This is a genomic window from Celeribacter naphthalenivorans, assembly GCF_020524585.1.
GTDB classification, from domain to species: domain Bacteria; phylum Pseudomonadota; class Alphaproteobacteria; order Rhodobacterales; family Rhodobacteraceae; genus Celeribacter; species Celeribacter naphthalenivorans.
Map to the genome: position 1 here is coordinate 199390 of NZ_JAIVLK010000006.1, position 25074 is coordinate 224463.

Below are 25074 nucleotides of genomic sequence, written 5' to 3' on the forward strand. Positions count from 1 at the left end.
GACATGCGACGCATTTCCATTTTCGGCGCGACGGGCTCCATCGGGCAATCGACCATCGACCTGATCCGCCGGGATCGCGAGGCTTACGATGTGGTGGCGCTCACCGGGGGCGGCAATATCGATTTGCTGGCGAAAGACGCGATTGATCTCGGTGCGAAAGTCGCCGTCACTGCCTATGAGGATCGCCTCGCGGAGCTCAAATCCGCCCTCGCAGGTTCTGGCATTCAGGCCGCCGCGGGCGAACACGCGCTGATCGAAGCGGCGGATCGCGAGGCGGATTGGATCATGTCGGCCATCGTCGGCTCCGCAGGCCTCGCGCCGGGTCTTCACGCGTTGCGCCACGGCACCACGCTGGCGCTGGCCAATAAAGAAAGCCTTGTCACCGCCGGGCCGCTTTTGATGCAATCGGCACAAAGCCATGGCGCGCGGGTTCTGCCCGTCGACAGCGAACATTCCGCCGTTTTCCAAGGCCTCGTGGGCGAGGATCAATCGGAGGTCGAGCGCGTCATCATCACCGCTTCCGGCGGGCCGTTCCGCGACTGGTCGCTGGACCAGTTGAAAGGCGCGACACTGGCGCAGGCCTGCAAACACCCATCTTGGGATATGGGCCAACGGATCACGATTGATTCCGCCTCAATGTTCAATAAGGCGCTGGAAATCATTGAGACCAAAGAATATTTCGGGTTTTCTCCCGATCAGATCGAAGTGCTCGTGCATCCCGGGTCCTACGTCCACGCCCTTGTGGGCTTTCGCGACGGGGCCTTGATGGCCCATCTCGGCGCGCCGGATATGCGCCATGCCATCGGCTATGCGCTGCACTGGCCGGAGCGGCGCGATTTGCCGGTCGAACGTTTGGACCTCGCCAAAGTAGGTCAGTTGCGCTTTGAAGCGCCCGATGAGACCCGTTTCCCGCCGCTGCGCCTTGCGCGTCAGGTGATGGAGATGGGCGGTTTGGCCGGAGCTGTTTTCAATGCCGCGAAAGAGGCCGCTTTGGACCTTTTCATCGCCCAAAAGATCGGGTTTCTCGACATGGCGCGCCTCACCGAAGAGGTGCTCAATCAGATGTCAACGGATGTGAGCCAGCCCCAGACCAACATGAGCTTGGACACGGTGCTCGCAGCCGATAAAGAAGCGCGGGCGCGTGTGATGGCGCTGCAAACGAAGCAATAAGGACGATCTCGAATGGATGTAACCAGCCTTCTCAGCAGCCTCGGCGGTACGGCCTTTACGCTGGTGTTTTTCATTGTCGCCCTGTCGATCATCGTCACGGTGCATGAATATGGCCATTACATCGTCGGGCGCTGGTCGGGGATCCGGGCGGATGTCTTCTCTTTGGGCTTCGGCAAACCGCTGTGGCAGCGCACCGACAAACGCGGCACGGTCTGGCAGATTGCGGCGCTTCCCTTTGGCGGCTATGTGAAATTCGCAGGCGACGCCAACGCGGCGTCGGCGCCCGATGCCCATGCTGTCGAAGGCATGAGCGCGGAAGAGGCCCGCCACACCATGCCGGGCGCGCCTTTGTGGGCCCGGACCGCGACGGTGGCCGCCGGTCCGATCTTCAATTTCGTGTTTTCTTTCATCGTCTTCACCATCTTTGTGTTGATCGCAGGCAAGGCCGCGGACACCTTGGTGGTCGATGAGGTCGCGCCTGTGCCCTATGAGATTGGCCTGATGCCCGGCGATGAAATCACAGCCATCGCAGGGCAGGAGGTGCCGGAACCGGGCGCGCTTTTGGGCTTTTTGCAAGAACTGCCGCGCGAAGGCGCCGTGTCCTACACTGTCGCGCGCGAGGGGCAGGAACTGACCGTCACGGGGCCCTATCCCTATCCGGTGATCGTCGCAGGCGTGTCGCCGAAATCCGCCGCACGCGATGCGGGGATCAAGACCGGCGACGTGATCACCCAGATCGATGGCGCGCCGATCACCACGTTTTGGGACCTTCAGGACTATGTCACCAGCCATGATGGCGCGCCGATGACGCTGACCGTTTGGCGGCCCAATGGCGAGACATCTGCGGAGGGCGGCGAGACCTTTGAGACCACGCTTGAGCCGCGTCGCCGCGATCTTCCGACCGATGATGGCGGGTTCGAGACCCGTTGGTTGATCGGCATCACTGGCGGTCTGCTGTTCTCGGTCGGCACCGAACCGGTTGGCCTCGGCGCAGCGCTGTTGGCCGGTATCCAAGGCGTGTGGCAAATCATCACCATGTCGCTCTCGGGCATGGCGCATATGATCACCGGCGCGATCTCTGCCTGCAACCTCTCGGGTCCCGTGGGCATCGCCGAGGTGGTGTCGACCTCTGCCTCCGATGGTGTGGCGAGTTTCCTGTCCACCGTGGCGCTTCTGTCGACCGCGATTGGCCTGATGAACCTCTTCCCGATCCCGGTTCTGGATGGCGGGCATCTGGTGTTCTACGCCTATGAGGCGGTGCGCGGCAAACCCCTGCCGGATCGGGCGGTGAATGTCATGATGACCATCGGTTTGGCTGTGATCCTGGGCTTTATGGTGCTGGGACTGGGATCGGATTTGTTCTGTAAATAATCCGCCGTTTTCTCGGAGACTGTTGCCAAAACCCCGGCAAAATCCCCGCGTATTTTGCGGAATTACGCAGTCTTAGTCCAAATCTCGCCACAATCACGGCGTATCTCCTGAACTCAGAGCGGTCGGCTTTTGCGGACCGCAGAGGGTATGTGTGGCAGGGTAAGCCTGTCGATGACTGAGGAGGGCCTCGATGACCGCAATCCGTGCTGGCTACCAAAGCCTGTCGCAACTGGCCGATCTCAACTGGGATCGTCTGCTCTATGCCGCAACCATCGTCGTCGCACTGGTGGCCGGGTCCTTTTTCGGACAGCTTTTCCTCTAAGGGACGCGACGTCGTGTTTGGACCCGTAGAGGTCTGAGCCACGAGTCTTTCGACCTGCCTTTCAAACGGTCGGTTCAACACCGAAAAAAGGCGAGGGCGGAAATCCGCTAAACACCTGACAAACGCTACAAGTAGGGCTTTCGCTTTCGGCGAAGGCCCTTATGCTGTGTCTCAAAGCCGTTTTTATGGTCGATCGCTTTTGACAAGGGGCGGTATTGCCGTTACTCAGCTAGGAACAAGTGGGGAATATCGAGAAAGCTGCCATGTTGCCATTGAATCACCGTTCGATCCGCGTGAAACCACGTTTTGTAGCACGTGCCTTTGCGCTGTCTTTTGCGGCTTTCGCAGTCACAACCGTCTCTTACACCGCATTTCCGGCGCCAGCCGAGGCGCAATCCTTCAATTTCACCAATGTGGTGGTCGAAGGCGCGCAGCGGGTGTCGGCAGGCACAATCCTGTCCTACGCGGGAATCACACGCGGTCAGACGGTGTCCGGCGGCGAGCTGAACGACGCCTATCAGAACGTCTTGGGCACCGGATTGTTCGAGACGGTGGAATTCACCCCGCGTGGCAACACGCTTGTGATCAAGGTCGCTGAATTCCCGGTCGTGTCGCGCATCGCCATCGAAGGCAACCGCAAGGTCAGCGATGACGCGCTGATGCCCGCGCTCACCACCAAGGTCCGTCAGGTCTATTCGCCCTCTGTCGCCGAAGCCGACGCCGCCACGCTGACGCAGATTTACGAGACCAGAGGCCAGTTGGTCGCCACCGTGACGCCGAAGATCATTCGCCGGTCCGACAACCGCGTCGATGTGGTGTTTGAGGTGACCGAGGGCAAAGGCGTCGAAATCGAGCGTCTCAGCTTTGTTGGCAACCGTGAATATTCGGATTCGCGTCTGCGTCGCGTGCTTGAAACCAAACAGGCAGGCGCGCTGCGCTTTATCATCGGGCGTGACACCTACACCGAGGATCGTCTCCAGTTCGACAAACGCGTGCTGACGGATTTCTACACCTCGCGCGGCTATATCGATTTTCAGGTGCTCAACGTCGCCGCCGAGTTTTCGCGTGAGCGCAACGCCTATTTCCTGACCTTCAACGTGCGTGAGGGCCAGAAATACGACTTTGGCAAAATCTCCATCTCTTCCGAGATGGCAGGTGTCGACGCCGCCGACTTTGCCAAGGTGACCAATATCCGCGCCGGCCAGACCTATTCGCCGCTGGCGGTGGACAATATGATCGACCGCATCGAAACGCTGGCGACCAAAAAAGGCATCGATTTCCTGCGCGCCGAGCCGCGTGTGACGCGCAATCCCCGCACGCAGACGCTTGATGTTGATTTCGTGCTGGTGCGCGGGCCGCGCATCTTTGTCGAACGCATCGACATTGAGGGCAATGCCACGACGCTCGACCGTGTGGTGCGTCAGAAATTCAAAACCGTCGAAGGCGACCCGTTCAACCCGCGCGAGATTCGCGCTGCCGCGGACCGCATCCGGGCGCTCGGGTTCTTCTCGAACGCCGATGTGAGCACGCGTCAGGGCTCCGCAGCCGATCAAATGATCGTCGATGTGAACGTCACCGAAAAACCGACCGGGTCGTTCACCTTCGGCGGCAACTACTCCGTGTCCGAAGGGGTCAACCTGATTGCCTCCTTCAGCGAAGCCAACTTCCTGGGCCGGGGCCAGCGCCTGTCCTTCAGCCTGACCACGGACGTCGAAGACGGCAGCCTGTCGTTCAATTTCGTCGAACCAGCTTTCCTGGGGCGCGATGTCGCCTTTGGTCTGAGCGCGGGTCTCGGGACGTCGCAACCGTCTTATGCCGAGCATGAGCTGCGTCGCGCCTATATTTCGCCGCGCCTGACTTTCCCGGTCTCTGAAAACGGCGCCTTGACGATCAATTATCGCGGTGAGATCGCCGAGATTGTCGAAGATGGCGATTATACCGATGCTGGCTACAGTTACCCTGTGCAAATTCAGAACGACATCGACGAAGGCCGCTATTCGACCCATTCTCTGGGCTATTCCTATAGCTACGACACGCGTCGCAACGGGTTGAACCCGAACGCGGGCATGTTGTTCAAGTTCGGTCAGGATTTCGCGGGTCTCATTGGCGGCGATTCAGAGTATATCAAAACCTCCGCCGAGGTGACCGGCGAGATGAAGGTCTGGAACGAAGAGGTGACCCTGCGCGCCACCGTCGAAGGCGGCGTGATCGACGCCGATGGCGACAGCCGCGTCTCCGAGCGGTATTTCAACAGCACCTCGATCATGCGCGGCTTTGAGCCGGGCGGTATCGGTCCGCGTTCGAACAACAACGATCTGGCGCTTGGCGGCAACATGTATGCCGTGGCCCGTCTTGAGGCGAATTTCCCGCTGGGTCTGCCCGAAGAATACGGTCTCTCCGGGGGCCTGTTCTTTGACTACGGCTCGGTCTGGGGGCTCGACGACACCACGAATATCATCGCCGGCTCCGACGATCCGAACTGGCGCTCTGTCATTGGGGCGTCCGTCTTCTGGACCACGCCTCTGGGTCCGCTGCGCTTTAACTTCACCAAGGCGCTCGACAAAGAAGACTACGACAAGGAACAGAGTTTCGACCTGACCATCTCGTCGAGCTTCTGAGATGTCGCTTTTGCGCCCCCTTTGGATGGCAGGCCTGTTCAGCCTTTGTGCGACAGGCCTGTTCTCCCAAGATGCAACACAAGACCAGCCGACCTCGCAAGAGGCCGCGCCCGCTGCGCAACCGGGCCAACGGACGTCTGAGCCGAAACTGGTGTTTCCGGTTCTCGTGTTCGACCGCGCCCGCGTGTTGAACCAAAGTCAGGTGGGCGCCGCCCTTGAGGCGGAGATCGACGACGCCCGCGCAGCGCTTTTGACGGAAAACGACCAGATCTACGCCGATCTCGAGGCCGAGGAGCAAGAGATCTCCGACGCCAAACCCACGATGACCGAGGCGGACTTTCGCGCCCGCGCGCAGGCCTTTGACGAAAAAGTGACTCAGGTTCGCCAACGTCAGGACGAGAAGGCGGGCGAGATTCAGACACTTTATGACGACGGTCTGGCCGAGATTGAACAACAGATGAACACGATCCTTGCCCAGATCGCCCGCGATCTCGGGGCCGTCGTGGTCTTTGAACGCAACCAGGTTTATCTGATGAACGGCGCAATCGACATTTCGCGCATCGCGATCGAGAAGCTCGATGCGCAAGAGGGTGTGCAGAGCGGCGAGACGATGCAGCCGTTGGACGGCGAAGGCACGCCGGAGACACCGCCCACGCAGGAGTGAGCTGGCGCGCCATTGCCTTGTCACCTCGGGCGACGGTTGATAGGAAGGTGGCCAGAGATTTTGCGCCTCATGTGGGGCATTGGATCGCATGGGCTTTAAGGGCCCATCGGTCCACAATATAAAGAAGACCAAAAGGCCCAGGGACAAGATATGACCGAGACCACCAAACCCAGCATCGCCGACATCGACCTGATCCAGCGCATCCTGCCGCATCGCTATCCATTCCTTTTGGTGGACCGCGTGGTGGATATCGTCTGCCCCGAAAGCTGCACCGGCATCAAGAATGTGACCTATAATGAGCCGCATTTTCAGGGGCACTTCCCCGGCGAGCCTGTGATGCCCGGCGTGACCATCGTCGAAGCGATGGCCCAGACAGCGGCGGTCATGGTCGGCGTTCACATGGACTTGGCGGATAAGGAATTCAACGTCTATTTCATGAACATCGACGGCGTGAAGTTCCGCCGCAAGGTGGTCCCCGGCGACCAGCTCAAGATGCATGTCACGGTGAAACGCGGTGGCGGCAAGGTCTGGAAATTCGACGGTCGCGCTGAGGTCGATGGCGAATTGGCCTGTCAGGCGGAATTCACCGCGATGATGGATCTGACGCCGAAATCCTGAGAGGATTGACACGATGAGCACAATTGATCCGAGCGCCAAAATCCACCCGTCTTCGGTGATCGAAGAGGGCGCCGTCATCGGTGCGGGCTGCGAGATTGGCCCGTTCTGCCTTGTCGGCCCGAAGGTGCGGCTTGCGGATCGCGTGACGCTCAAATCACACGTTGTCGTCACCGGCGTGACCGAGATCGGCGAAGACACCATGGTGTTCCAATTCGCCTCCATCGGGGAGATCCCGCAGGATCTCAAATTCCGCGGCGAAGAGACCAAACTGATCATCGGCAAGCGCAACCGCATCCGTGAGTATGTCACCATGAACACCGGCACCGAGGGCGGTGGCGGGGTGACGCGCGTCGGCGATGACGGGCTGTTCATGTCGTCTTGTCACGTGGCGCATGACGCCCAGATCGGCGACCGGGTGATTTTGGTGAACTCTGTGGCCGTGGCCGGCCATTGTCACATCGAAGACGACGTGATCATCGGTGGGCTGTCGGGCATTCACCAATGGGTGCGGATCGGGCAGGGCGCCATCGTGGGGGCGCTGTCCATGGTCACCGCCGATGTCCTGCCCCACGCTTTGGTGCAAGGGCCGCGCGCGGAACTCGATGGTCTCAACCTCGTGGGCCTCAAACGCAAAGGCGTCGCCCGCGACGACATCAATCAGCTCCGCGCCGCCTTCCAGATGCTCAAACAGGGCGAAGGTGCTTTCAAAGATCGCGCCGAGCGCCTCAAGGACGATTTTAACAGCGATTACGTCGCCCGCATGGTCGATTTCGTCATGGGCGACAGCGACCGCGGCTTTCTGACGCCGAAATAGCGCCATGACCCGGACCGCGATTATCGCCGGATCGGGCGCGCTGCCCCGGCTTTTGGCGGAGGCGCTTAACGATCCCGTCTATGTCACCTTTGACGACACGCCGGTGCCGGGCGGTCTGACGCATGTTCCTGCGCGGATCGAGAAACTCGGGCGGTTGTTCAAGGAGCTGAAATTCCATGACGTGGGTGCGGTCACTTTTGCAGGCGCGATGAGCCGCCCGAAAGTGAACCCGGTGCTGATGGACCGCCATGCGCTGCGCCTCGCGATGGCGTTGAAAAAAGGTGATGACGGCTTGCTGCGCGAGGTGCTGGCGCTCTTCGAGGATCAGGGCTTTCTCATTCGCGGCGCGACCGAAATTCGTCCCGATCTGGTGCTGGAGCCCGGAACGCTTTGGGGCCGCAAACCAACGCGCGAAGATTTGGACGATGCCGCCCGCGCGCAAGCCGTGCTGGACGTCTTGGGGCCGCTCGACGTGGGCCAGGGCGCGGTCTGTGCGGGCGGGCAGGTGCTGGGAATCGAGACGCTTCAGGGCACGGATGCGATGCTGAATTTTGTCAAAGCCACGCCGGACCGCCTGCGCCGCGCCAAGGGCGTTTTCGTCAAAGCGCCCAAGCCCGGACAAGACATGCGTATCGACGTGCCGACCATTGGTATGGCCACCATCGAGGCGGTGATCACCGCAGGTCTCGGCGGGCTAGTGATCCCGGCGGGCGAGGTGATCGTGCTGGACCGTAACGCCGTGGAAGCGCGCATCAAGGAGGCAGGTCTCTTCCTGAAAGCGCAATGAGCCTCTCCACGAGACTTAAGGTCTTTGTCATCGCGGGTGAACCCTCCGGCGACCGGTTGGGTGGCGCGGCGATGGCGGGTCTCAAAGCCCTCACCGATGTCGAATTTCGCGGCGTCGGTGGCGCGGCCATGGCGGAGCAGGGGCTCACCTCGCAATTCCCGATGTCCGAACTGTCGCTCATGGGGATTGCGGAAATCCTGCCGAAATATTTTCACCTCAAACGCCGCATTCGCGAGGTGGCCGAGGCGATATTGGACTGGAAGCCGGACGTGGTTCTGACCATCGACAGCCCGGATTTTTGCCTGCGCGTCGCGGATATTGTCAAAGCGCGAAGTGACATCCGCATGTGCCACTACGTCGCGCCGACGGTTTGGGCTTGGCGGCCCGAACGGGCGGCCAAGCTCGCAAAGCGCGTGGATCAGGTGCTGGCGCTTTTTCCTTTTGAGCCGCCGTATTTCGAGAAAGAGGGCTTGCGCTGTGATTTCGTCGGTCATCCGGTGGTGACCGAAGATGTCGCCACAGAGTCCGAGGTCGCGGCCTTCCGCGCGGCGCATGACATTGGCGACGCGCCTTTGATGCTGGTCCTTCCGGGGTCACGCCGAGGCGAGGTCACGCGCCTTGCGCCGATCTTTGGCGAGACGCTTGGGCATTTTGCCAAACATCACCCGGAGGCGCGTTACGTCCTGCCCATGGCGCAGAATGTCGAGCCGCTGGTGCGTGAGGTGACGCGAGAGTGGAAGGTCGCGCCGATCCTGATCGAGGCGACGGACAAAGCGGGCAAAGCCGCCGCTTTCCGCGCCGCCGATGTGGCGCTGGCGGCCTCGGGAACGGTGTCTCTTGAGCTTGCGGCCAACGACACACCGATGGTGGTGGCCTATCGCATGGCCTGGCTCACCGAGCAGATCGTCAAACGCAAGCTGTTGATCGACACGGTGACACTGGTCAATCTGGTCTCTGAAACCCGTGTGGTGCCGGAATTTCTGGGCGCCGACTGTATCCCACAAAAGATCGCGGCAAGCCTGTCGCATGTGTTGAACGCGGGCGCGGATCAACATGCCGCCCTCGCTTTGACCATGGGGCGTCTGGGCCGGGGCGAAGAACCACCGGGTCTGCGGGCGGCGCGGGCTGTGTTGGATGGGTTGGCCAAGTGAGTATTTTCACTGCAATGAAGACGGCGGCGCTCTTAGTCGTGATGGGCGCGCCTCTTTTTGCAGGGGATGTAACAGGGGACGCCGAAAACGGCGCTGTGCTCTATGCGGAAAGCTGCGCGCGCTGTCATGGGGTGTCGATCGATATGGTGGTGTCGCCAGAGGACGCGCCGCGTTTGGCTTCGTTTCTGGCCAGCCATAAAATCCGTTTTGACCCGAGCCGCAGTGATCAGGACAACGCCGATCTTGCGGCCTATCTGGTCAGCCTCTCACCGCTTCAACGCAACTGAGATTCGATCTCTTTGGTCCGCGCTCGGGTCAGCTCGACCTTGCACGAGCGGATCGCGATTCCGGTGCCGGAGCCGCCGCCAAAGCCTGCGCCGACATAATCGCATTGCGCATCGCGGTAGGTCTCCCAAGCGGTTTGCGAGGCCTCCAAGGCGGGCAGGGCAACCACGCGCCCGGTCATCTCATCAAGCTCCTGCGCCGAGCTTTTGGCGAATTCGAGCATCATCTCCATCGCACGGGTGGCTTTGATCTCGGTGGCCGCCACGCAATCCGCGATCTCCACCTGAGAGCCAAGATCCAGTGCGCATTCCGAAGAGGCGTCGGCGACGGCCGAGACCGGAGACAGGGTCAAAAGCGCGACGAGGACAAAGCGGTTCATCTCAGTTCCCTTTCCAAATCCACCCGCCGCCATAGATGCGCGGGCTCTCCGGATCGTAGAACACACAGGCCTGTCCTGGCGAGACCCCTTCTTCGGCGACGATGAGTTCGACCTCGGCTTCGGTCTCCGAAATCGGGCGCACGATGGCTTCGCGCGGCGGGCGGGTGGAGCGGACTTTGACGTCCAGCACCCATTCGTCGCGCGAGGTGAACGGTTCATCCCCCAGCCAGTTGATCTCACGCACCGGGATTTTGCGGGTGGCAAGCATGTCTTTCGGGCCGACCACCACTTGGCGGTTGTCGACATCGAGTTTCACCACATAGAGCGGATCGGCAAGCCCACCGATACCAAGCCCGCGGCGTTGGCCGATGGTGTAATGAATGACGCCTTTGTGTTTGCCCAGCACATTGCCATTGTGATCGACGATCTCGCCGGGTTCGGCGGCGCCGGGGCGCAGTTTCTCGATGACTTGCGCATAATTGCCGTTGGGCACGAAACAGATGTCCTGGCTGTCGGGTTTATCCGCCACCGAGAGACCGTATTTCGCGGCCAGCGCGCGGGTGGCGTCTTTCGACGGCAGGTGCCCGAGCGGGAAACGCAGGTAAGACAGCTGTTCGGGCGTGGTGGAGAACAGGAAATAGCTCTGATCGCGGTTTGCATCGGCCGCCGAATGCAGCTCAGGGCCGGTGTCGCCCATCACGCGCTGAATATAATGCCCGGTCGCCATGCAATCGGCGTCGAGATCCTTGGCGGTGTTCAACAGGTCTTTGAATTTCACCCGCTCGTTGCAGCGGATGCAAGGAACGGGCGTCGCGCCCGCGAGATAGCTGTCGGCAAATTCATCAATCACTGCGTCTTGGAAAATGTTCTCGTAATCCAGAACATAATGCGGGAAGCCCATTTCCTCGGCCACGCGGCGTGCGTCGTGAATGTCACGCCCGGCACAACAGGCGCCTTTCTTGGCCAGAGCCGCGCCGTGGTCGTAGAGCTGAAGCGTCACGCCGACCACGTCATAGCCCTCTTCGGCCAGCATGGCCGCGACGACAGACGAGTCGACGCCCCCCGACATGGCCACAACCACGCGGGTGTCTTTCGGGGCTTTCGCAAAGCCCAGGGAGTTCAGCGGGTGTGCGCCGTCGTCAAACATGAACAAATCCTTTCGGGAACAGACCCGCTATATAAGAAAATTCGACCTATTCTCAAGGCCCGGCTTCACCCCCCATTAAGAGGATTGAGTCACAAAGGCTGTGCAATTCAAGACGAGGGTGAGCCCATGTATCTCAAAAAAGTCGATGGCCCGCGTGCCGTTACGCTTCCCGACGGATCAATCATGACCCGTGCCGACCTTCCGCCAAAGGAAACCCGCCGCTGGGTGGCCTCTCGCAAGGCTCTGGTGGTCAAGGGTGTGGTCTTCGGACTGATTCCCCTGACGGAAGCTCTGAAAATGTACGGATTGTCCGAAGAAGAGTTCAATTCGTGGAAAAATGCCATTTCCGAGCATGGTGAAGCGGCTCTTAAGGCCACTGCGGTGCAAAAATATAGACAACCTTGAGTTGAAAATGCGAAAAGGTTAAAACTGGTAACGTGTAGTTAACCATTTTTGACCATCTTCCTAATGAGCGAACGCAACAAGAACACATTTGGAAGATAGCAACGGAGACCCACGGTTATGCGAATTTTGCTGGTCGAAGACGATCCCACCACCTCGAAAAGCATCGAGTTGATGCTGTCTCACGCCAACCTGAACGTCTATACGACGGATCTTGGCGAAGAGGGGATCGATCTCGCGAAACTTTATGATTACGATTTGATCCTTCTGGACCTCGGTCTGCCGGATATGAACGGACACGACGTGCTGCGCCAATTGCGCCTGGCCCGTGTCGACACGCCGATCCTGATCCTCTCGGGCGCCGATGACACCGAGAACAAGATCAAAGGATTCGGCTTTGGTGCCGATGACTATCTGACGAAACCCTTCCACCGCGAAGAGCTTGTGGCGCGTATTCACGCCATCATTCGCCGCTCCAAAGGGCATTCCCAATCCATCATCCGCACCGGCAAGATCGAGGTCAATCTCGATGCCAAAACCGTCTCCGTCGGCGGCAAGCCTGTGCATCTGACCGGCAAGGAATACCAGATGCTGGAGCTTCTCTCCCTGCGCAAGGGCACGACGCTCACCAAGGAGATGTTCCTCAACCACCTCTATGGCGGCATGGACGAACCGGAACTCAAGATCATCGACGTGTTTATCTGTAAACTTCGCAAGAAGCTCGCCAATGCGACTGACGGTGAAAACTACATCGAAACCGTCTGGGGCCGTGGCTACGTGCTGCGCGATCCGGAGCCGGGCAGCGGTCATGGCGACGAACAGATTGCGATCGGTGCCTGACGCTGGCTTGAAATTTCTGTAGCCGGCGACCTCTGCGCCGCCGGTCTGTACCCCGTCGAGGTGTTTTTTCCTCTCACTTTTCCGACCCGTGGATATCTGACTGGACCTCCCCGTGCGCCTCTCCTAAACCAAGGAGAAGCAACTGCGGGGAGGTATTTTTATGGCTGACGCTCTGGACAACGCAAACCACGCCACATTTGACGTCGACGCGCTGACAGAGGCGCAGGCGCGTGCGGAGCTTGCCCGACTGGCGGAGCTTTTGGACGGGGCCAACACCGCCTATCACACCGAAGATGCCCCGGTGATGTCGGATGCCGACTATGACGCGCTCAAGCGCCGCAACATGGCCATCGAGGCGCGGTTTCCCGAACTGAAACGCAGCGACAGCCCGACGGATCAGGTCGGCGCGACACCCGCCGAGGGCTTTGGAAAAATCACCCATGCGGTGCGGATGATGTCACTCGCGAATGCCTTTGACGACGAAGACGTCCGCGAATTCGACCGATCCGTGCGCAAATATCTCGGCGCTCCGGGGGAGATTGCCTATACGGCCGAGCCGAAAATCGACGGTCTCTCCCTGTCTTTGCGCTATGAACAGGGCCAGCTGGTGTCTGCCGCCACGCGCGGCGATGGCCAGATCGGCGAAAACGTCACCGCCAATGCCCGGACTATCGACGACATTCCGCAAGAACTGACTGGCGCGCCGGATGTGCTGGAAGTGCGCGGAGAGGTCTATATGTCCCACGCCGATTTCGAAGCCTTGAATGCCCGCCATGCCGAGCGCGGCGGCAAGACCTTTGCCAATCCGCGCAACGCCGCCGCCGGGTCCCTGCGCCAACTCGATGCCGAGATCACCCGCGCGCGTCCGCTCAAATTCTTTGCCTACGCCTGGGGCGAGATTTCCGAACCACTGTCGGACACGCAAATGGGTGCGATTCAACGTCTCGCGGCGCTGGGATTCCAAACCAACCCGCTGACCGAGCGCTTCACCGAGATCGACGCTCTCATCGCGCATTATCGTGAAATCGAAACTCAGCGTGCGACACTGGGCTATGACATCGACGGCGTGGTTTACAAGGTCGACAATCTCGAATTGCAACGCCGCCTGGGCTTTCGCTCGACCACGCCGCGTTGGGCCATCGCCCATAAATTCCCCGCCGAATTGGCCTGGACCCGCCTGGAAGCCATCGACATTCAGGTCGGCCGCACCGGGGCCTTGTCGCCGGTCGCGCGGCTGACGCCCGTGACCGTCGGCGGCGTCGTCGTCTCCAACGCCACGCTGCACAATGAGGATTACATTAAGGGCCTCGATAGCAAAGGCGAAGACATCCGGGACGGCAAAGACATCCGTGTCGGCGACTGGGTGCAGGTCTACCGCGCGGGCGATGTGATCCCGAAAGTGGCCGATGTCGATCTGAGCAAACGCACGGCTGACAGCACCCCCTATGTTTTTCCGACCACCTGTCCCGAATGCGGCTCCGAGGCGATCCGCGAAGAGGGCGATGCGGTGCGCCGCTGTTCCGGCGGATTGATTTGCCCGGCGCAGGCGGTTGAAAAACTCAAACATCTCGTCTCGCGCGGCGCCTTCGACATCGAAGGCCTTGGTGCGAAACAGGTTGAGCAATTTTACAAAGATGGATGGATTAAAGAACCCGTTGACATCTTTGATCTCAAAGAAAACTTTGGCCCCGGTAAACTGCAACAGCTCAAAAACCGCGAAGGTTGGGGCGAGAAATCCGCGCTCAATCTTTTCGATGCCATCGATGCTCGGCGCGACATTCCGCTTGCCAAGCTCATCTTTGGCCTCGGCATCCGCCACGTCGGCGACAGCTCCGCCAATCTTTTGGCGACGCATTACGGCACGTGGGAGGCTTTCGAGACCGCCATGGCCTCAATGACCATCGGCGCGGGCGAAGCCTGGGACGATCTTTTGTCTATCGATGGCGTGGGCGAGGTCATGGCGACCTCCTTGGTCACTGCCTTTCATCAGGAGGCCGAACGCGAAAGCATCGCGAAACTCGTCGAGAGACTGCGCCCGATCGAAGCCGAAAAACCCAAAAATGACAGTCCGGTCAGTGGCAAAACTGTGGTGTTTACGGGCACATTGGAAAAAATGAGCCGATCCGAGGCCAAAGCCCGCGCCGAGGCGCTTGGCGCCAAGGTTTCGGGTTCGGTTTCTGCCAAAACCGATCTCGTCGTGGCGGGGCCCGGCGCGGGCTCGAAAGAGAAGAAAGCCCGCGAGTTGGGCATCGCGCTTTTGGACGAAGACGGCTGGCTCGCCCTGATCGGAGACGCATGAGCGCATGAGCACGGGCCGCCCGGATATCCTCTTTCCGCTCTTTGCCGGACTTGAAACTCTGGCTGGCATCGGTCCGAAAACCGCTAAGCTCATGCCTGCGCTCGCGGTGGAACGCCCGCGCGATCTTTTGTTCACCCTGCCCAATGCCGTGGTGGATCGGCGGCGACGCGACAGCCTGCGCGAGGTCTCACCCGGGATGATCGCCACGGTCGAAGTCACCGTGCTGCGTCACCAACCGCCCGCGCGCAAAGGGCTGCCGTATCGTGTGATCGTCGAGGATCGAGAGATCGCCTTTCAGGTCGTGTTCTTTCGCGGGTCCCCGAAATGGATCGAGGCGCAATTGCCCGTGGGCGAGCGGCGTTTGCTGTCGGGCAAGGTCGAAATATATGACGGCCAATATCAGATGCCGCACCCGGATTATGTTCTGACGCTTGAGGAGTCTGACGATTTGCCGGGCTATGAGCCGGTCTATCCGTTGACAGCGGGGGTGACCCAGAAAACCATGGCCAAGGCGAGTGCGGCGGCGTTGGAATTGGTTCCTGATCTCGAGGAATGGATCGATCCGGCGTTGAAGGCACGCGAAGGTTGGCCCGATTTCAACGCAGCTTTGGCGCAGGCGCATCGCCCGCTGTCGCAAAATGAAATCACCCCCACCAGTGCCGCGCGGCAAAGGTTGGCCTATGACGAACTCTTCGCACATCAGGTGACGCTGGCTCTGGCGCGGGCGCGGGTGCGGCGGGGCAAGGGACGGGTGAACGAAGGCGACGGGAATTTGCGCGGTAAGGTGTTGAAAAAGCTGCCCTATCGCCCGACCGGCGCGCAGGCCCGCGCGATGGATGAAATCGCCACGGATATGGCCGCCCCGCAGCGGATGAACCGGCTGTTGATGGGCGATGTGGGGTCGGGAAAGACCTTGGTCGCGCTCTTTGCGTTGCTGGTGGCCGTCGAAACGGGCGGGCAGGGTGTTATGATGGCGCCGACGGAAATCCTTGCGCGTCAACATCTTGAGGGACTTAAACCTCTGGCTGAGGCTGCCGGTGTGGTGTTGGAGCTCTTGACCGGGCGCGATAAAGGTCGCGCACGGGCGGAGAAATTGGCGGCTTTGAAACGCGGGGACATTCACATTCTTGTCGGCACCCATGCGGTGTTTCAGGACGATGTCGAATTCCATGATTTGCGCCTGTCGATCATCGACGAACAGCACCGTTTCGGCGTCACGCAGCGTCTGGCGCTGGCGCAAAAGGGCGAGGCGGTGGATGTTCTGGTGATGACCGCGACGCCGATCCCCCGGTCGCTTTCGCTGGCGCATTACGGCGATATGGATGTCTCCGTGTTGGACGAAAAACCGCCCGGGCGCACACCCGTCAAGACGGCGCTGAGTTCTATTGAGCGGATCGATGAGGTCGTCGCGCATCTCAAAGGTGCGATTGCGCAGGGGCGGCAGGCCTATTGGGTCTGTCCGCTGGTCGAAGAGAGCGAAGTCGTCGATATGATGGCCGCCGAAGAGCGGTTCAAAACGCTGCGCGCAGCCTTTGGCGAGGGTCATGTCGGCTTGGTGCACGGTCAGATGGCGGCCGAGGACAAGGATCGCACCATGGCGGATTTCGCCGCCGGTCGGCTGTCTGTTCTGGTCGCCACGACGGTGATCGAGGTGGGGGTCAATGTGCCCAACGCCTCGATTATGGTGATCGAACGGGCGGAACATTTTGGTTTGGCGCAGCTGCACCAGTTGCGGGGCCGGGTGGGGCGCGGCGATATCGCCTCGACCTGTTTGCTGTTGTACAAACCGCCTCTAACAGAAACCGGTCGGCGGCGGTTGGAGATTTTGCGCGAGACCGAAGACGGGTTTCGTATTGCCGAGGAAGATTTGGCGATGCGCGGCGCGGGCGATGTCTTGGGTACGGCGCAATCGGGGCTGCCTCGGTTCCGTGTTGCCGACCTGGAACGGCAATCGGCCCTCATGGCGCTGGCGCAATCGGATGCGCGAAAACTGCTACATGACGATCCGAAACTAGAAACGGAACGAGGAGACCATGTGCGTGTTCTTCTTTGGCTCATGGGCAAAGATGAAGCAATCCGTTTGATTTCAGTGGGTTAAGATCAGGCTCAGATTCTGCTCCTACTTTTGTTCACAAATGTTCTTAAAAAGTTCTTTACAGGTCGCGTGCAATATGAGAACAAATTAGCAACAAGTCATTAACCATACTGGTGAGGATGCTATGATCAAAGACCTGAAATCTATTGTTGCCCGCTCCCAAGCGACGCTGTTCGAAGATATGTTGGGTGCCCTTGCTCTCTTGGTGATCCTTGTCGGTGGGCTAACACTGCCCGCTCTGGTTTGAGCCCCCCCCAGTCTCTGACTTTTCTTTCTGCCTCCGATCTGACCCCGACACACTTGGCTTTCTATGAGCTTGTTCTGACGCTTTACCTGTTCCTGTCAGATGTGGCGCCCTCAACCGCCATTGCCTCTTGCCTATCCCCTGTGACATCAGATCATGCCTGCCGCCGCCTTCTTTTGAAGTGCGGCGGTTTTTTTTAAAACGTATAGCCGAGGCGCAAGCCGCCCCAATGTTGACCATCGACGAAGATCGGCGCCGAGAGATCTTTCATCATCACGAATGTCCCGGCGCCCATGTCCCGGCGATAGACCTGCAACAGAAAAGGCTCCTTGTTGCGCCCGGCCTTTAGCCCCACGCGATCATCGAACATCCGACGGTTGCGGGAATTGGCGGCGTTCCAGACAGGATCCTTGCCCTGCGGTTGCGAGAATTTCTTGTTGTGGGTCGGTAAATAGCCGTTCGGGTCAATCGCGACACAGAACACGACTTTCGGATCGAAGGTGAGCATGGCTTCTTGCACGCCCGGCAAGACCTCATCCGTGAAACTGGTGAACCGCGCCATATGCTGCGCCGGGTCGGTGCCCGCAAGTGGTGTATAGCTCCGGTCGAAGAGATCGCCACGACTGATCCGCCCACTGGCAATCCCGGAACTGAACAGCTCAGAAATTTGCGATGCCGCCTCTTGCACTCGGGTAATGAACCCCTGATCCTCGCTCGCCCCGCCCAAAGCCACGGTGGTTTGAAAGATTGTCTCAGAGGTGTCGATAAGGTCCTCCACACGGGTATTGGCGACATGGATGCCTTCCGCCGTGCCGCGCGCAGATTTTCCGATCTCGTCAAACGCCGGTTGAAAGGCCTCGACAGCCTGTTGCACCTTATCTGCCTCCGCCGCCACCACTCGGGTTGCGCCATGGGATTCCTGAACGCCCTGCGCGATTTCCGTCAGCGCCCGGTCGGCCTCAACGGAGGATTCGATCACATGGCTTGCGTCATTGGACACGCCAGAGGCCTCTTCACGCAGGCGCCCGACCCAGGACGAGAGGGTTTCGATGTTTTCCTCGATGCCCTCTGCGGCGCGGGCGGTCTTTTGCGACAGCTCATTGATCGCTTCGGCCACGACACCAAAGCCGCGGCCACTGTCGCCCGCACGCGCGGCCTCGATTTTGGCATTGATCGCGAGGATGTTCACCTGACGGGCAATGTCGGCGATATTGGCATTGTTGGCCTCGACCGCCTCGAGAGAGGTCGCGACACGCTCCATCCGCGCCGCAAGCTCCTTGACCCATGAGGCGACGGTTTGCGATTTTTGCCCGGTTTCGCGCACGAAAGCGACCGATCCCTCGACACGTTGCAAAGTCCGGTTCGTGATGTCCGTCACACGGCCAAGCGCATCTCGCACGGCGCCATTGGCGATCATCACCTCGGAGGCAGAGGTTTGGACGCGCCCGAGGACGGAAATCTGATGCTGTGACTGTTGATCGACACTGTCGAGAAAGCCCGCAATATCTACCACTTCAAACCCAAGACGGCCGGCATATTCGGCCAGTTTCGTCATACGCGGGTCGGTGGACTGAGATGTAGACTGCGCGTCGGTAAATTCAGGATTTGGAATCATGCGCTCCTCCGATATGGCCGCCAGTTTTACGCAGCGGGTCTTACGGGAGAGTTAAGCAAAGCCTCGAAAATCGCCTATGCGCGTTGGCTTGCGAGCTCTTCAAAGCCGCGACAGGTGGCCCGGAGCGCCAAGAGGATGGAATCGTGCCGGTTCTTGAAATCGCGGGCGGGCAGGAGGGCCTCGAACCCCTCAAAGGGCGCAGAGGGCACGGGGCCGCTGTCTTTCAGAAACGCGGTCATTTCATCGCGCGCGCGGATCATTTCGGCCTCTGTCCGACCGAGGACATGACGCCCGAGCACAGAGGCCGCAGCCTGACCCAGAGCGCAGGCTTTCACATCCTGCGCAAACCGCGTGATGCGCCCGTCCTCGACATCCATCTCGACCGTCACGGTGGAGCCACAGAGCGGCGCGCGCTCCTTGATCGACACCATGGGGTCCTCCAGCCGTCCGGTCAGCGGAATATCGGCGGCCAGCGCCAGAAGCTTGCCGGAGTAGAGCTGTGCGAGGTCCGTGGTGGAGGGCGGCGGCGATTGCGTGGACATGGTTTGCCTTTCGAGATCGGAGCTCATAGATAGGGCAAACACCCGCGCTTGGAAAGGACGGACCATGTGTTCCGAAGAGAGTTTTGGCACATTCGATGCCGCCCAGCTGAAATACGATGACAAGGGGCTGATCCCGGTGATCGCGCAGGACCATGCGACCCACGAGGTGCTCATGATGGCCTGGATGAACGAAGAGGCGGTGAATAAGACGCTGGAGAGCGGCAAGGTGACCTATTGGTCGCGGTCGCGTCAGGCATTCTGGGTCAAGGGCGAGACCTCTGGCCATCTGCAAAAGCTGGTCGATTTCCGCTATGATTGCGACAGCGATTGCATTCTCGTTCTGGTCGATCAAACCGGCCCCGCGTGTCACACCAACCGTCGGTCGTGCTTTTACCGTGCGGTGCGAGATGGCGGGTCGGTGGAGCTTATGACGCCAATGGGCTGACAGGATTGAGTATTTTTCCAGCAAAGGAGACGCGTTTCGTTTCCTTTGCTGCCTCAAATACTCATAAGCCAATGAGGGCTTTGACCTCTTTAGGGCTCAGGCCTTCTTCGCGAAATTTCGAGATTGCCTTGGCGTCCGCGCGTTTGGCAAGACGTTTTCCGTCGTCGTCGCGGATCAGGCGGTGGTGGTGATAGGCGATCTCCGGCAGGTCCAGAAGCGCCTGCAACAGCCGGTGGATTTGTGTGGCTTCCATGAGATCCGCGCCGCGCACGGCCTCTGTGACGCCTTGGGCCGCGTCATCAATCACGACGGAGAGGTGATAGGCGGCGGTGCCGATGTCCTTGCGTGCGATCACGATGTCACCGACGCCATGGACCAGTTGATCGGCGTCGAGGCGATGCGTTCCGGTCTCATAGGGGCCGGTTTCCTGCCATGAGAAACGGCTGACATCGCCCAGAAACTCAACGGCTTTTTGCATATTGAGGCGAATGGCCTCGCCGGGCCCAAAGCTCTTCATCTCACGGTGCCGACAGGTGCCGGGATAAATCACGCCATCGGGGCCCATCGGGGCGCCTTCTTGCGGGGCGGAAAGCGCATTTATCACGTCGCGGCGGGTGCAGGAACAGGGATACATGAGGCCCAGTTCTCCCAGTAATTCCAAAGCACTTGCGTAGATATCTTCACGTACCGTGACGTGCAAAACCGGGTCGGGCCAGGTGATCCCGAGCCACCTGAGATCGGCATAGATCAGCGCCTCCCACTCGGGACGACAGCGGCTGATGTCACCGTCTTCGATGCGGAGAAGGAACGTGCCGTTTTGGGCCTGCGCGCGGGCATAGGCGGTGAGCGCGGAAAAAGCGTGACCCAGATGCAGAGGCCCTGTGGGGCTGGGCGCAAACCGGGTCACGTAGGGCATTAGGATTGCCCCTCAAGCCATTGATTAAAATCTTCTTTGGCGCGATCCGTGTAGCCTTTGTAGCGCTCTTTTCGGCCCTTGCGACCACCGCGCAGACCGTCCAGCGGCGGGAAGAGACCGAAGTTCACATTCATCGGCTGGAACGTCTTGGCCTCCGCGCCGCCGGTGATGTGGTTGATCAGCGCGCCCATGGCGGTGGTGAAGGGCGGCGGTGGCAGGTCGCGGCCCAGCAGTTCGGCAGCGGCCATCCGGCCCGCGAGCAACCCCATGGCGGCGCTTTCGACATAGCCCTCAACGCCCGTCACCTGACCGGCAAAGCGAATGTTCGGCCGCGATTTCAACCGCATCTGATCGTCCAAAAGTGTGGGCGAATTCAGGAAAGTGTTGCGATGAATGCCGCCCAGACGGGCAAAGGAGGCGTTCTCAAGACCGGGGATCATTTTGAACACCTCAGTCTGCGCTCCGTATTTCATTTTTGTCTGAAATCCGACGATGTTATAAAGCGTTCCTAACGCATTATCGCGGCGCAATTGCACCACCGCATAAGCCTTATCCTCGGGCTTATGCGCATTGGTCAGGCCGATGGGTTTCATCGGTCCGTGGCGCAGAGTTTCGCGGCCGCGTTCGGCCATGACCTCGATCGGCAGGCAACCGTCGAAATATTTCGCCGTCTCGCCCTCGTGGAACTCGGTCTTATCCGCGGCCAAAAGCGCGTCGATGAAGGCTTCGTATTGGTCCTTCGTCATCGGGCAGTTGAGATAGGCTTTCTGCTCTTCCTCGGTCTCGCCCTTGTCGTAGCGGGACTGCAACCAAGCCACGTCCATATTGACGCTCTCGGCATAGACAATCGGCGCGATGGCGTCGAAGAACGCCAGCCGGTCAGCGCCAGTTTCCTTCGCGATGGCCTCGCCGAGCGCCGGAGAGGTCAGCGGGCCGGTGGCGAAAATCCACATGCCGTCTGAGGGCAGTTCGGTGATTTCGCCGTACTCAACGGAAATGTTCGGATGCGCCTCAAGCGTGGCGGTGACGTGATCGGCGAAGGCCTCGCGATCCACCGCCAAGGCACCGCCCGCAGGCAGTTTATGCTTGTCCGCCGTCGCCATGATCAATCCGTTCGCGGCGCGCATTTCCCAATGCAGCAAGCCCACGGCATTCTGTTCGTCATCGTCCGAGCGGAAGGAGTTGGAGCACACCATCTCGCCGAATTTACCGCTTTGATGCGCGAATGTTTCGACCTCGGGCCGCATCTCATGCAGCACGACGTTGAGGCCCAGATTTGCGGCCTGCCAGGCGGCTTCGGAGCCCGCCATGCCGCCGCCGACGATGTGAAGTGTGTTCTGTGTCATGTGCCGGGATGTAGCTTTTGTGGGGCAGGGAGGAAAGAGAAAAAGCTGAACATTGACCTTCATGCGAGTCCGTTTGAGCGCGGTGGGAGCACCGCTGCATAGAGGGTCACTTTTTTGCAAAGTGGTATTGCATCAGTGGGACACAGTCCTCTATGACTGAAATATTACTCGCGCTCGCTTTGCCTCAATGCTCATCGCATTTTGAGCAGATGACCAAAGCCGGGCATGACGCCTGACACTGTTAAGTCTCGCGTTGATAAACAATTTTACCCTATGTGAAAATGTACAAGTACGGCCCATGCGTAGCAGGTTGTGGCCTTACTGTTTTGTCATACATGGTTAAGGTTTCAACCGGAGATTGAGTCCTTAGGGAGGTGAAGGCGCAGACATGGATCGTTGGGATGATCTGAGATTCTTACTGGCCATCGACAAATACGGGACGATGGCGGCGGCGGCACGTATGCTTGGGACGAATCCTGCAACAGTGTCGCGCCGTATGGAGCGTATGGCGGATGAACTCGGGATGAACCCTGTCATCAAGACGTCTATGGGGTGGGGACTCAACCCAGAGATGCACGAATTGATCAAGGCTTCTGAGACCTTTGATGAGATTATTCGCGGGGAGCAGAACCGGTTGCGGATGCGTGCGGGGATGAAAAGCAGCGAGATCCGTGTTGCCTGCTCGCCAATGATGTTGCGCCGCATCCTTGCGCCAAACATGAAACATTATGCGACAGAATTGGCACATATCCGTCTGAGTTTTTCCAACCGGTCGCTGATCACAACATTGTCTGGGCACGATATCATCATCTCGGCGGCGCCACCCGAAAGCGGGCGGATCCTGTCGCGGAAAATTGGCGTGTTCGCCCTGGAGGCCTATGTCCCGAGTGATGATAAGGACTGCCGTGAATGGGTGGGGTTGTCCGCCGATTTCAAAGATTTTCCCATTATGAGAAAATGTGAGCAGCACTTCAAAGGGCCTGCAAGGATCGAAGTGGATACCTTGAGTCAGCTGTACGACGTGATGACCTCCGCCCGTATAGGGGGATTTATTCCGGTGATGGCAGCGCAAAATCTTGAGGGATTTGATGCCGTCGAGGACAGCTATAGCACCACGGATATTTTCATGAGCTATCATGAAAGTCGTCGCAGCGATCCGGCGCTCACGGCTGTGACGGCATTTATAGTCGAGAGCTTCGCCCAATCCCCGTGGGCTCAGGCACGTGCGAAGGTTTGACGTCTTTGCCTGATCAGTGGCCACAAATCGAGCCGCGAGACGCCGTCTGGACACGATAAAATGGTTCATTCGGCACGAGTTTATATTTTTGCAAATCCGCAACGTCGAAAACAACTATAGGTAATACGCAAAGTCTTCGTCATGGTTGCCAAAAGACTTGAAAAACTTGAGGCACATCATGATCAAATCCCCCTCAGTGGCGCGGTACCTGTCCGACGTTTGCTGTCTAGGGTTGCGTCTGGCACTTGCGGGCACACTTCTTCTTCATCCGGTGACGCTGGCCTTGCGTCTGGATGAACCGATGCGGGCCAATGCCAGCACCTTCACCCCACGACCTTCGGTCTTCCTCCTGCAATTGAGCGACATCCGAAATCTTGTCGTGGCAATGTTGTTCGTGCTGATCGGGGTATGGATCATGTTTGGCATTCACACCCGCGTCATGGCACTGATCTCGGCGGCTCTTCTCGTCACCTTCCATTTCGCAGTATCTCGCAACCCGATGATGCTGACACCTGAAACCCTGCAAGTGATGATCGCCGTTCTCTTCGCCATTCCACTTATTTTCCTTGGCGGCGGGAAGTTTTCGCTTTTGCGCGCGGGCTGGTCAAGATTGATCTGACTGGCAGGAAACCATGCCGTTTTTCAGTTCAAAGAATATAAAAGGCCCGCATTTGCGGGCCTTCCATTTCTTTTCTAGAATAGTGCATCGACTTAGTAGTCGAAGGTCAGTGCCGTTTTGAGCACATTAGTCACGCGGTCGATCTGAGTTTCATAGGAGCCTGGTTTGTCGCCGAAATCCATTGAAACACCAAAGGAGAACCCGTCAATGTTGCCCGATACACCATCTGCATCTGCATAAGTGTAATCGGCAAACAGCTTATATGTGTCGTTCATCGCGTAAGAAGCGCCGATGCGCATCAGGTTCGCATCAATTCCGAGATCGGCAAAGGTGTAAGCACCGTAGACGGACCACTCATTTGTGAAGTCATAGCTACCACCAAGAGTTGCAATGGTCAGATCTGTACCAGAAATCTTAGTGGACAAGGCTTCCAGTTCAGCATCCCAATTTCCCGCATCGTAGCTGCCGGACAGAATAAAGATCGGATTTACGCCTGAGACATCACCATCGACGCCATGTACGGAGAGAGAGATTTCCGCAGCATCAGAGAAGTTATAGCCTGCGGTCAAGCCATATAGGCCATCGAATTGACCACCTGTGTCCTGATTGAGAGCAGCATAGGCAAGGCGTCCGTAGTATGTGCCGTTGTCGTAGGCGATCCCGAACTCATCGACGCCGATATTGATTCCAAAAATAGCGCCGGCGCTCAAATCCGTCGAAGAAGCGTCAACACGGAAGCCGTTTCCGAAGGAATAGCCCGCGCCGATGGTCAGCAAGTCGGCATTCAAGTTGGCAGCTAGGCCATCCACATCTGCCGAGATCTGAGTTCCGGATACCCAGAAATCAAACGCATCAATCGCCACGCCGAGCTCTGCATCGAGAATGGAGGCGTCGAAGTCTGCGCCAGGCGTCGAAAAAGTACCGTAGCTTGCCATCAAACCACCGTAGGTAATTTCCTGAGCCGATACGCCGGTTGCTGCACCGCAGACCAGTGCAGTAGTAAGCATGAGATTTTTCATATTTCCCCCTTTGTCGCCATTGCAACGATTACATTTAGATTACTTATTAGTATTACGGAGCGCATACAAATAGATTTTTGGGGCTCCATATTAACGCTTTATTAACTATATCGAAGTTATGCTTTGTGT

25 protein-coding genes are annotated in these 25074 nt (G+C 59.0%); 18 read left to right on the forward strand and 7 right to left on the reverse strand.

Annotation, left to right across the window (positions count from 1 at the left end; genetic code table 11):
• Positions 1 to 3: 3 nt before the first annotated feature.
• The 10 genes from dxr to LC094_RS14420 all read left to right on the forward strand — a co-directional run bounded on the left by dxr (position 4) and on the right by LC094_RS14420 (position 9802).
• Positions 4 to 1170, forward strand: a complete 1167-nt coding sequence (gene dxr / locus LC094_RS14380) for a 1-deoxy-D-xylulose-5-phosphate reductoisomerase (RefSeq protein WP_226553485.1) — start codon at positions 4 to 6, stop codon at positions 1168 to 1170.
• 12 nt (positions 1171 to 1182) lie between these two features.
• Positions 1183 to 2541, forward strand: a complete 1359-nt coding sequence (gene rseP / locus LC094_RS14385) for an RIP metalloprotease RseP (protein ID WP_226553486.1) — start codon at positions 1183 to 1185, stop codon at positions 2539 to 2541.
• A gap of 190 nt (positions 2542 to 2731) precedes the next feature.
• Positions 2732 to 2863: a hypothetical protein gene (locus tag LC094_RS21590; RefSeq protein ID WP_264186504.1), complete on the forward strand. Its 132-nt coding sequence runs from the start codon at positions 2732 to 2734 to the stop codon at positions 2861 to 2863.
• 263 nt (positions 2864 to 3126) lie between these two features.
• Complete coding sequence (gene bamA, locus LC094_RS14390; RefSeq protein WP_226553487.1) at positions 3127 to 5481, forward strand: outer membrane protein assembly factor BamA; 2355 nt, start codon at positions 3127 to 3129, stop codon at positions 5479 to 5481.
• Between the two features lies 1 nt (position 5482).
• Complete coding sequence (locus LC094_RS14395) at positions 5483 to 6145, forward strand: OmpH family outer membrane protein (RefSeq protein WP_226553488.1); 663 nt, start codon at positions 5483 to 5485, stop codon at positions 6143 to 6145.
• A 150-nt stretch (positions 6146 to 6295) separates the two neighbouring features.
• A complete protein-coding gene (fabZ, locus tag LC094_RS14400; RefSeq protein WP_226553489.1) occupies positions 6296 to 6763 on the forward strand; it encodes a 3-hydroxyacyl-ACP dehydratase FabZ in 468 nt (155 codons plus the stop codon).
• A gap of 13 nt (positions 6764 to 6776) precedes the next feature.
• Positions 6777 to 7577: an acyl-ACP--UDP-N-acetylglucosamine O-acyltransferase gene (lpxA, locus tag LC094_RS14405; protein ID WP_226553490.1), complete on the forward strand. Its 801-nt coding sequence runs from the start codon at positions 6777 to 6779 to the stop codon at positions 7575 to 7577.
• Between the two features lie 4 nt (positions 7578 to 7581).
• Entirely contained in the window at positions 7582 to 8364 is a 783-nt protein-coding gene (locus LC094_RS14410; RefSeq protein WP_226553491.1) for an LpxI family protein, read from the forward strand.
• Complete coding sequence (gene lpxB / locus LC094_RS14415) at positions 8361 to 9515, forward strand: lipid-A-disaccharide synthase (RefSeq protein WP_226553492.1); 1155 nt, start codon at positions 8361 to 8363, stop codon at positions 9513 to 9515. The genes LC094_RS14410 and lpxB overlap by 4 nt, the downstream gene beginning before the upstream one ends.
• On the forward strand, positions 9512 to 9802 hold the full coding sequence (locus tag LC094_RS14420; protein WP_226553493.1) for a hypothetical protein: 291 nt from the start codon (positions 9512 to 9514) through the stop codon (positions 9800 to 9802). Before lpxB ends, LC094_RS14420 begins: the two co-directional genes overlap by 4 nt.
• Here the strand turns inward: LC094_RS14420 and LC094_RS14425 are convergent.
• Both LC094_RS14425 and mnmA read right to left on the reverse strand, forming a co-directional pair.
• On the reverse strand, positions 9790 to 10179 hold the full coding sequence (locus LC094_RS14425) for a lysozyme inhibitor LprI family protein (protein ID WP_226553494.1): 390 nt from the start codon (positions 10177 to 10179) through the stop codon (positions 9790 to 9792). The two genes, LC094_RS14420 and LC094_RS14425, sit on opposite strands and share 13 nt — an antisense overlap.
• 1 nt (position 10180) lies before the next feature.
• Positions 10181 to 11326 carry a tRNA 2-thiouridine(34) synthase MnmA gene (gene mnmA / locus LC094_RS14430; protein ID WP_226553495.1) on the reverse strand — a complete coding sequence of 382 codons (1146 nt, stop codon included), beginning with the start codon at positions 11324 to 11326 and terminating at the stop codon, positions 10181 to 10183.
• Positions 11327 to 11452: 126 nt separating this feature from the next.
• Here mnmA and sciP point away from each other — a divergent pair, with 126 nt between their 5' ends.
• From sciP to LC094_RS21595, 5 genes are all read left to right on the forward strand, one after another.
• Positions 11453 to 11731, forward strand: a complete 279-nt coding sequence (gene sciP, locus LC094_RS14435) for a CtrA inhibitor SciP (RefSeq protein WP_167602997.1) — start codon at positions 11453 to 11455, stop codon at positions 11729 to 11731.
• Positions 11732 to 11848: 117 nt separating this feature from the next.
• The gene (ctrA, locus tag LC094_RS14440) at positions 11849 to 12568 is read left to right on the forward strand and encodes a response regulator transcription factor CtrA (protein WP_167602998.1); all 720 of its coding nucleotides are present in this window, start codon (positions 11849 to 11851) and stop codon (positions 12566 to 12568) included.
• A 160-nt stretch (positions 12569 to 12728) separates the two neighbouring features.
• The gene (gene ligA / locus LC094_RS14445; RefSeq protein WP_226553496.1) at positions 12729 to 14867 is read left to right on the forward strand and encodes an NAD-dependent DNA ligase LigA; all 2139 of its coding nucleotides are present in this window, start codon (positions 12729 to 12731) and stop codon (positions 14865 to 14867) included.
• A 4-nt stretch (positions 14868 to 14871) separates the two neighbouring features.
• The gene (gene recG / locus LC094_RS14450) at positions 14872 to 16965 is read left to right on the forward strand and encodes an ATP-dependent DNA helicase RecG (RefSeq protein ID WP_226553497.1); all 2094 of its coding nucleotides are present in this window, start codon (positions 14872 to 14874) and stop codon (positions 16963 to 16965) included.
• A 121-nt stretch (positions 16966 to 17086) separates the two neighbouring features.
• Positions 17087 to 17209 carry a hypothetical protein gene (locus LC094_RS21595; protein ID WP_264186505.1) on the forward strand — a complete coding sequence of 41 codons (123 nt, stop codon included), beginning with the start codon at positions 17087 to 17089 and terminating at the stop codon, positions 17207 to 17209.
• Positions 17210 to 17402: 193 nt separating this feature from the next.
• Here LC094_RS21595 and LC094_RS14455 read toward each other — a convergent pair whose 3' ends face one another.
• Both LC094_RS14455 and LC094_RS14460 read right to left on the reverse strand, forming a co-directional pair.
• Positions 17403 to 18821, reverse strand: coding sequence for a methyl-accepting chemotaxis protein (locus tag LC094_RS14455; protein ID WP_226553498.1), 1419 nt, complete (start codon positions 18819 to 18821; stop codon positions 17403 to 17405).
• Positions 18822 to 18895: 74 nt separating this feature from the next.
• Positions 18896 to 19363 carry an iron-sulfur cluster assembly scaffold protein gene (locus LC094_RS14460; protein WP_226553499.1) on the reverse strand — a complete coding sequence of 156 codons (468 nt, stop codon included), beginning with the start codon at positions 19361 to 19363 and terminating at the stop codon, positions 18896 to 18898.
• A gap of 64 nt (positions 19364 to 19427) precedes the next feature.
• Between LC094_RS14460 and hisI the strand changes: the two genes are divergently transcribed.
• Entirely contained in the window at positions 19428 to 19808 is a 381-nt protein-coding gene (gene hisI, locus LC094_RS14465; protein ID WP_226553500.1) for a phosphoribosyl-AMP cyclohydrolase, read from the forward strand.
• A 61-nt stretch (positions 19809 to 19869) separates the two neighbouring features.
• On the opposite strand, the gene gluQRS is transcribed toward hisI, so the two are convergent.
• Both gluQRS and trmFO read right to left on the reverse strand, forming a co-directional pair.
• A complete protein-coding gene (gluQRS, locus tag LC094_RS14470) occupies positions 19870 to 20724 on the reverse strand; it encodes a tRNA glutamyl-Q(34) synthetase GluQRS (protein ID WP_226553501.1) in 855 nt (284 codons plus the stop codon).
• A complete protein-coding gene (gene trmFO, locus LC094_RS14475; RefSeq protein ID WP_226553502.1) occupies positions 20724 to 22070 on the reverse strand; it encodes a methylenetetrahydrofolate--tRNA-(uracil(54)-C(5))-methyltransferase (FADH(2)-oxidizing) TrmFO in 1347 nt (448 codons plus the stop codon). The genes gluQRS and trmFO overlap by 1 nt, the downstream gene beginning before the upstream one ends.
• Before the next feature lie 388 nt (positions 22071 to 22458).
• On the opposite strand from trmFO, the gene LC094_RS14480 reads away from it, so the two are divergent.
• Positions 22459 to 23307 (forward strand): LysR family transcriptional regulator, encoded by an 849-nt coding sequence (locus LC094_RS14480; RefSeq protein WP_226553503.1) that lies wholly within the window; start codon positions 22459 to 22461, stop codon positions 23305 to 23307.
• 178 nt (positions 23308 to 23485) lie between these two features.
• Positions 23486 to 23926: a hypothetical protein gene (locus LC094_RS14485; protein ID WP_226553504.1), complete on the forward strand. Its 441-nt coding sequence runs from the start codon at positions 23486 to 23488 to the stop codon at positions 23924 to 23926.
• 92 nt (positions 23927 to 24018) lie between these two features.
• On the opposite strand, the gene LC094_RS14490 is transcribed toward LC094_RS14485, so the two are convergent.
• Complete coding sequence (locus LC094_RS14490) at positions 24019 to 24945, reverse strand: hypothetical protein (RefSeq protein ID WP_226553505.1); 927 nt, start codon at positions 24943 to 24945, stop codon at positions 24019 to 24021.
• Between the last annotated feature and the right edge of the window lie 129 nt (positions 24946 to 25074).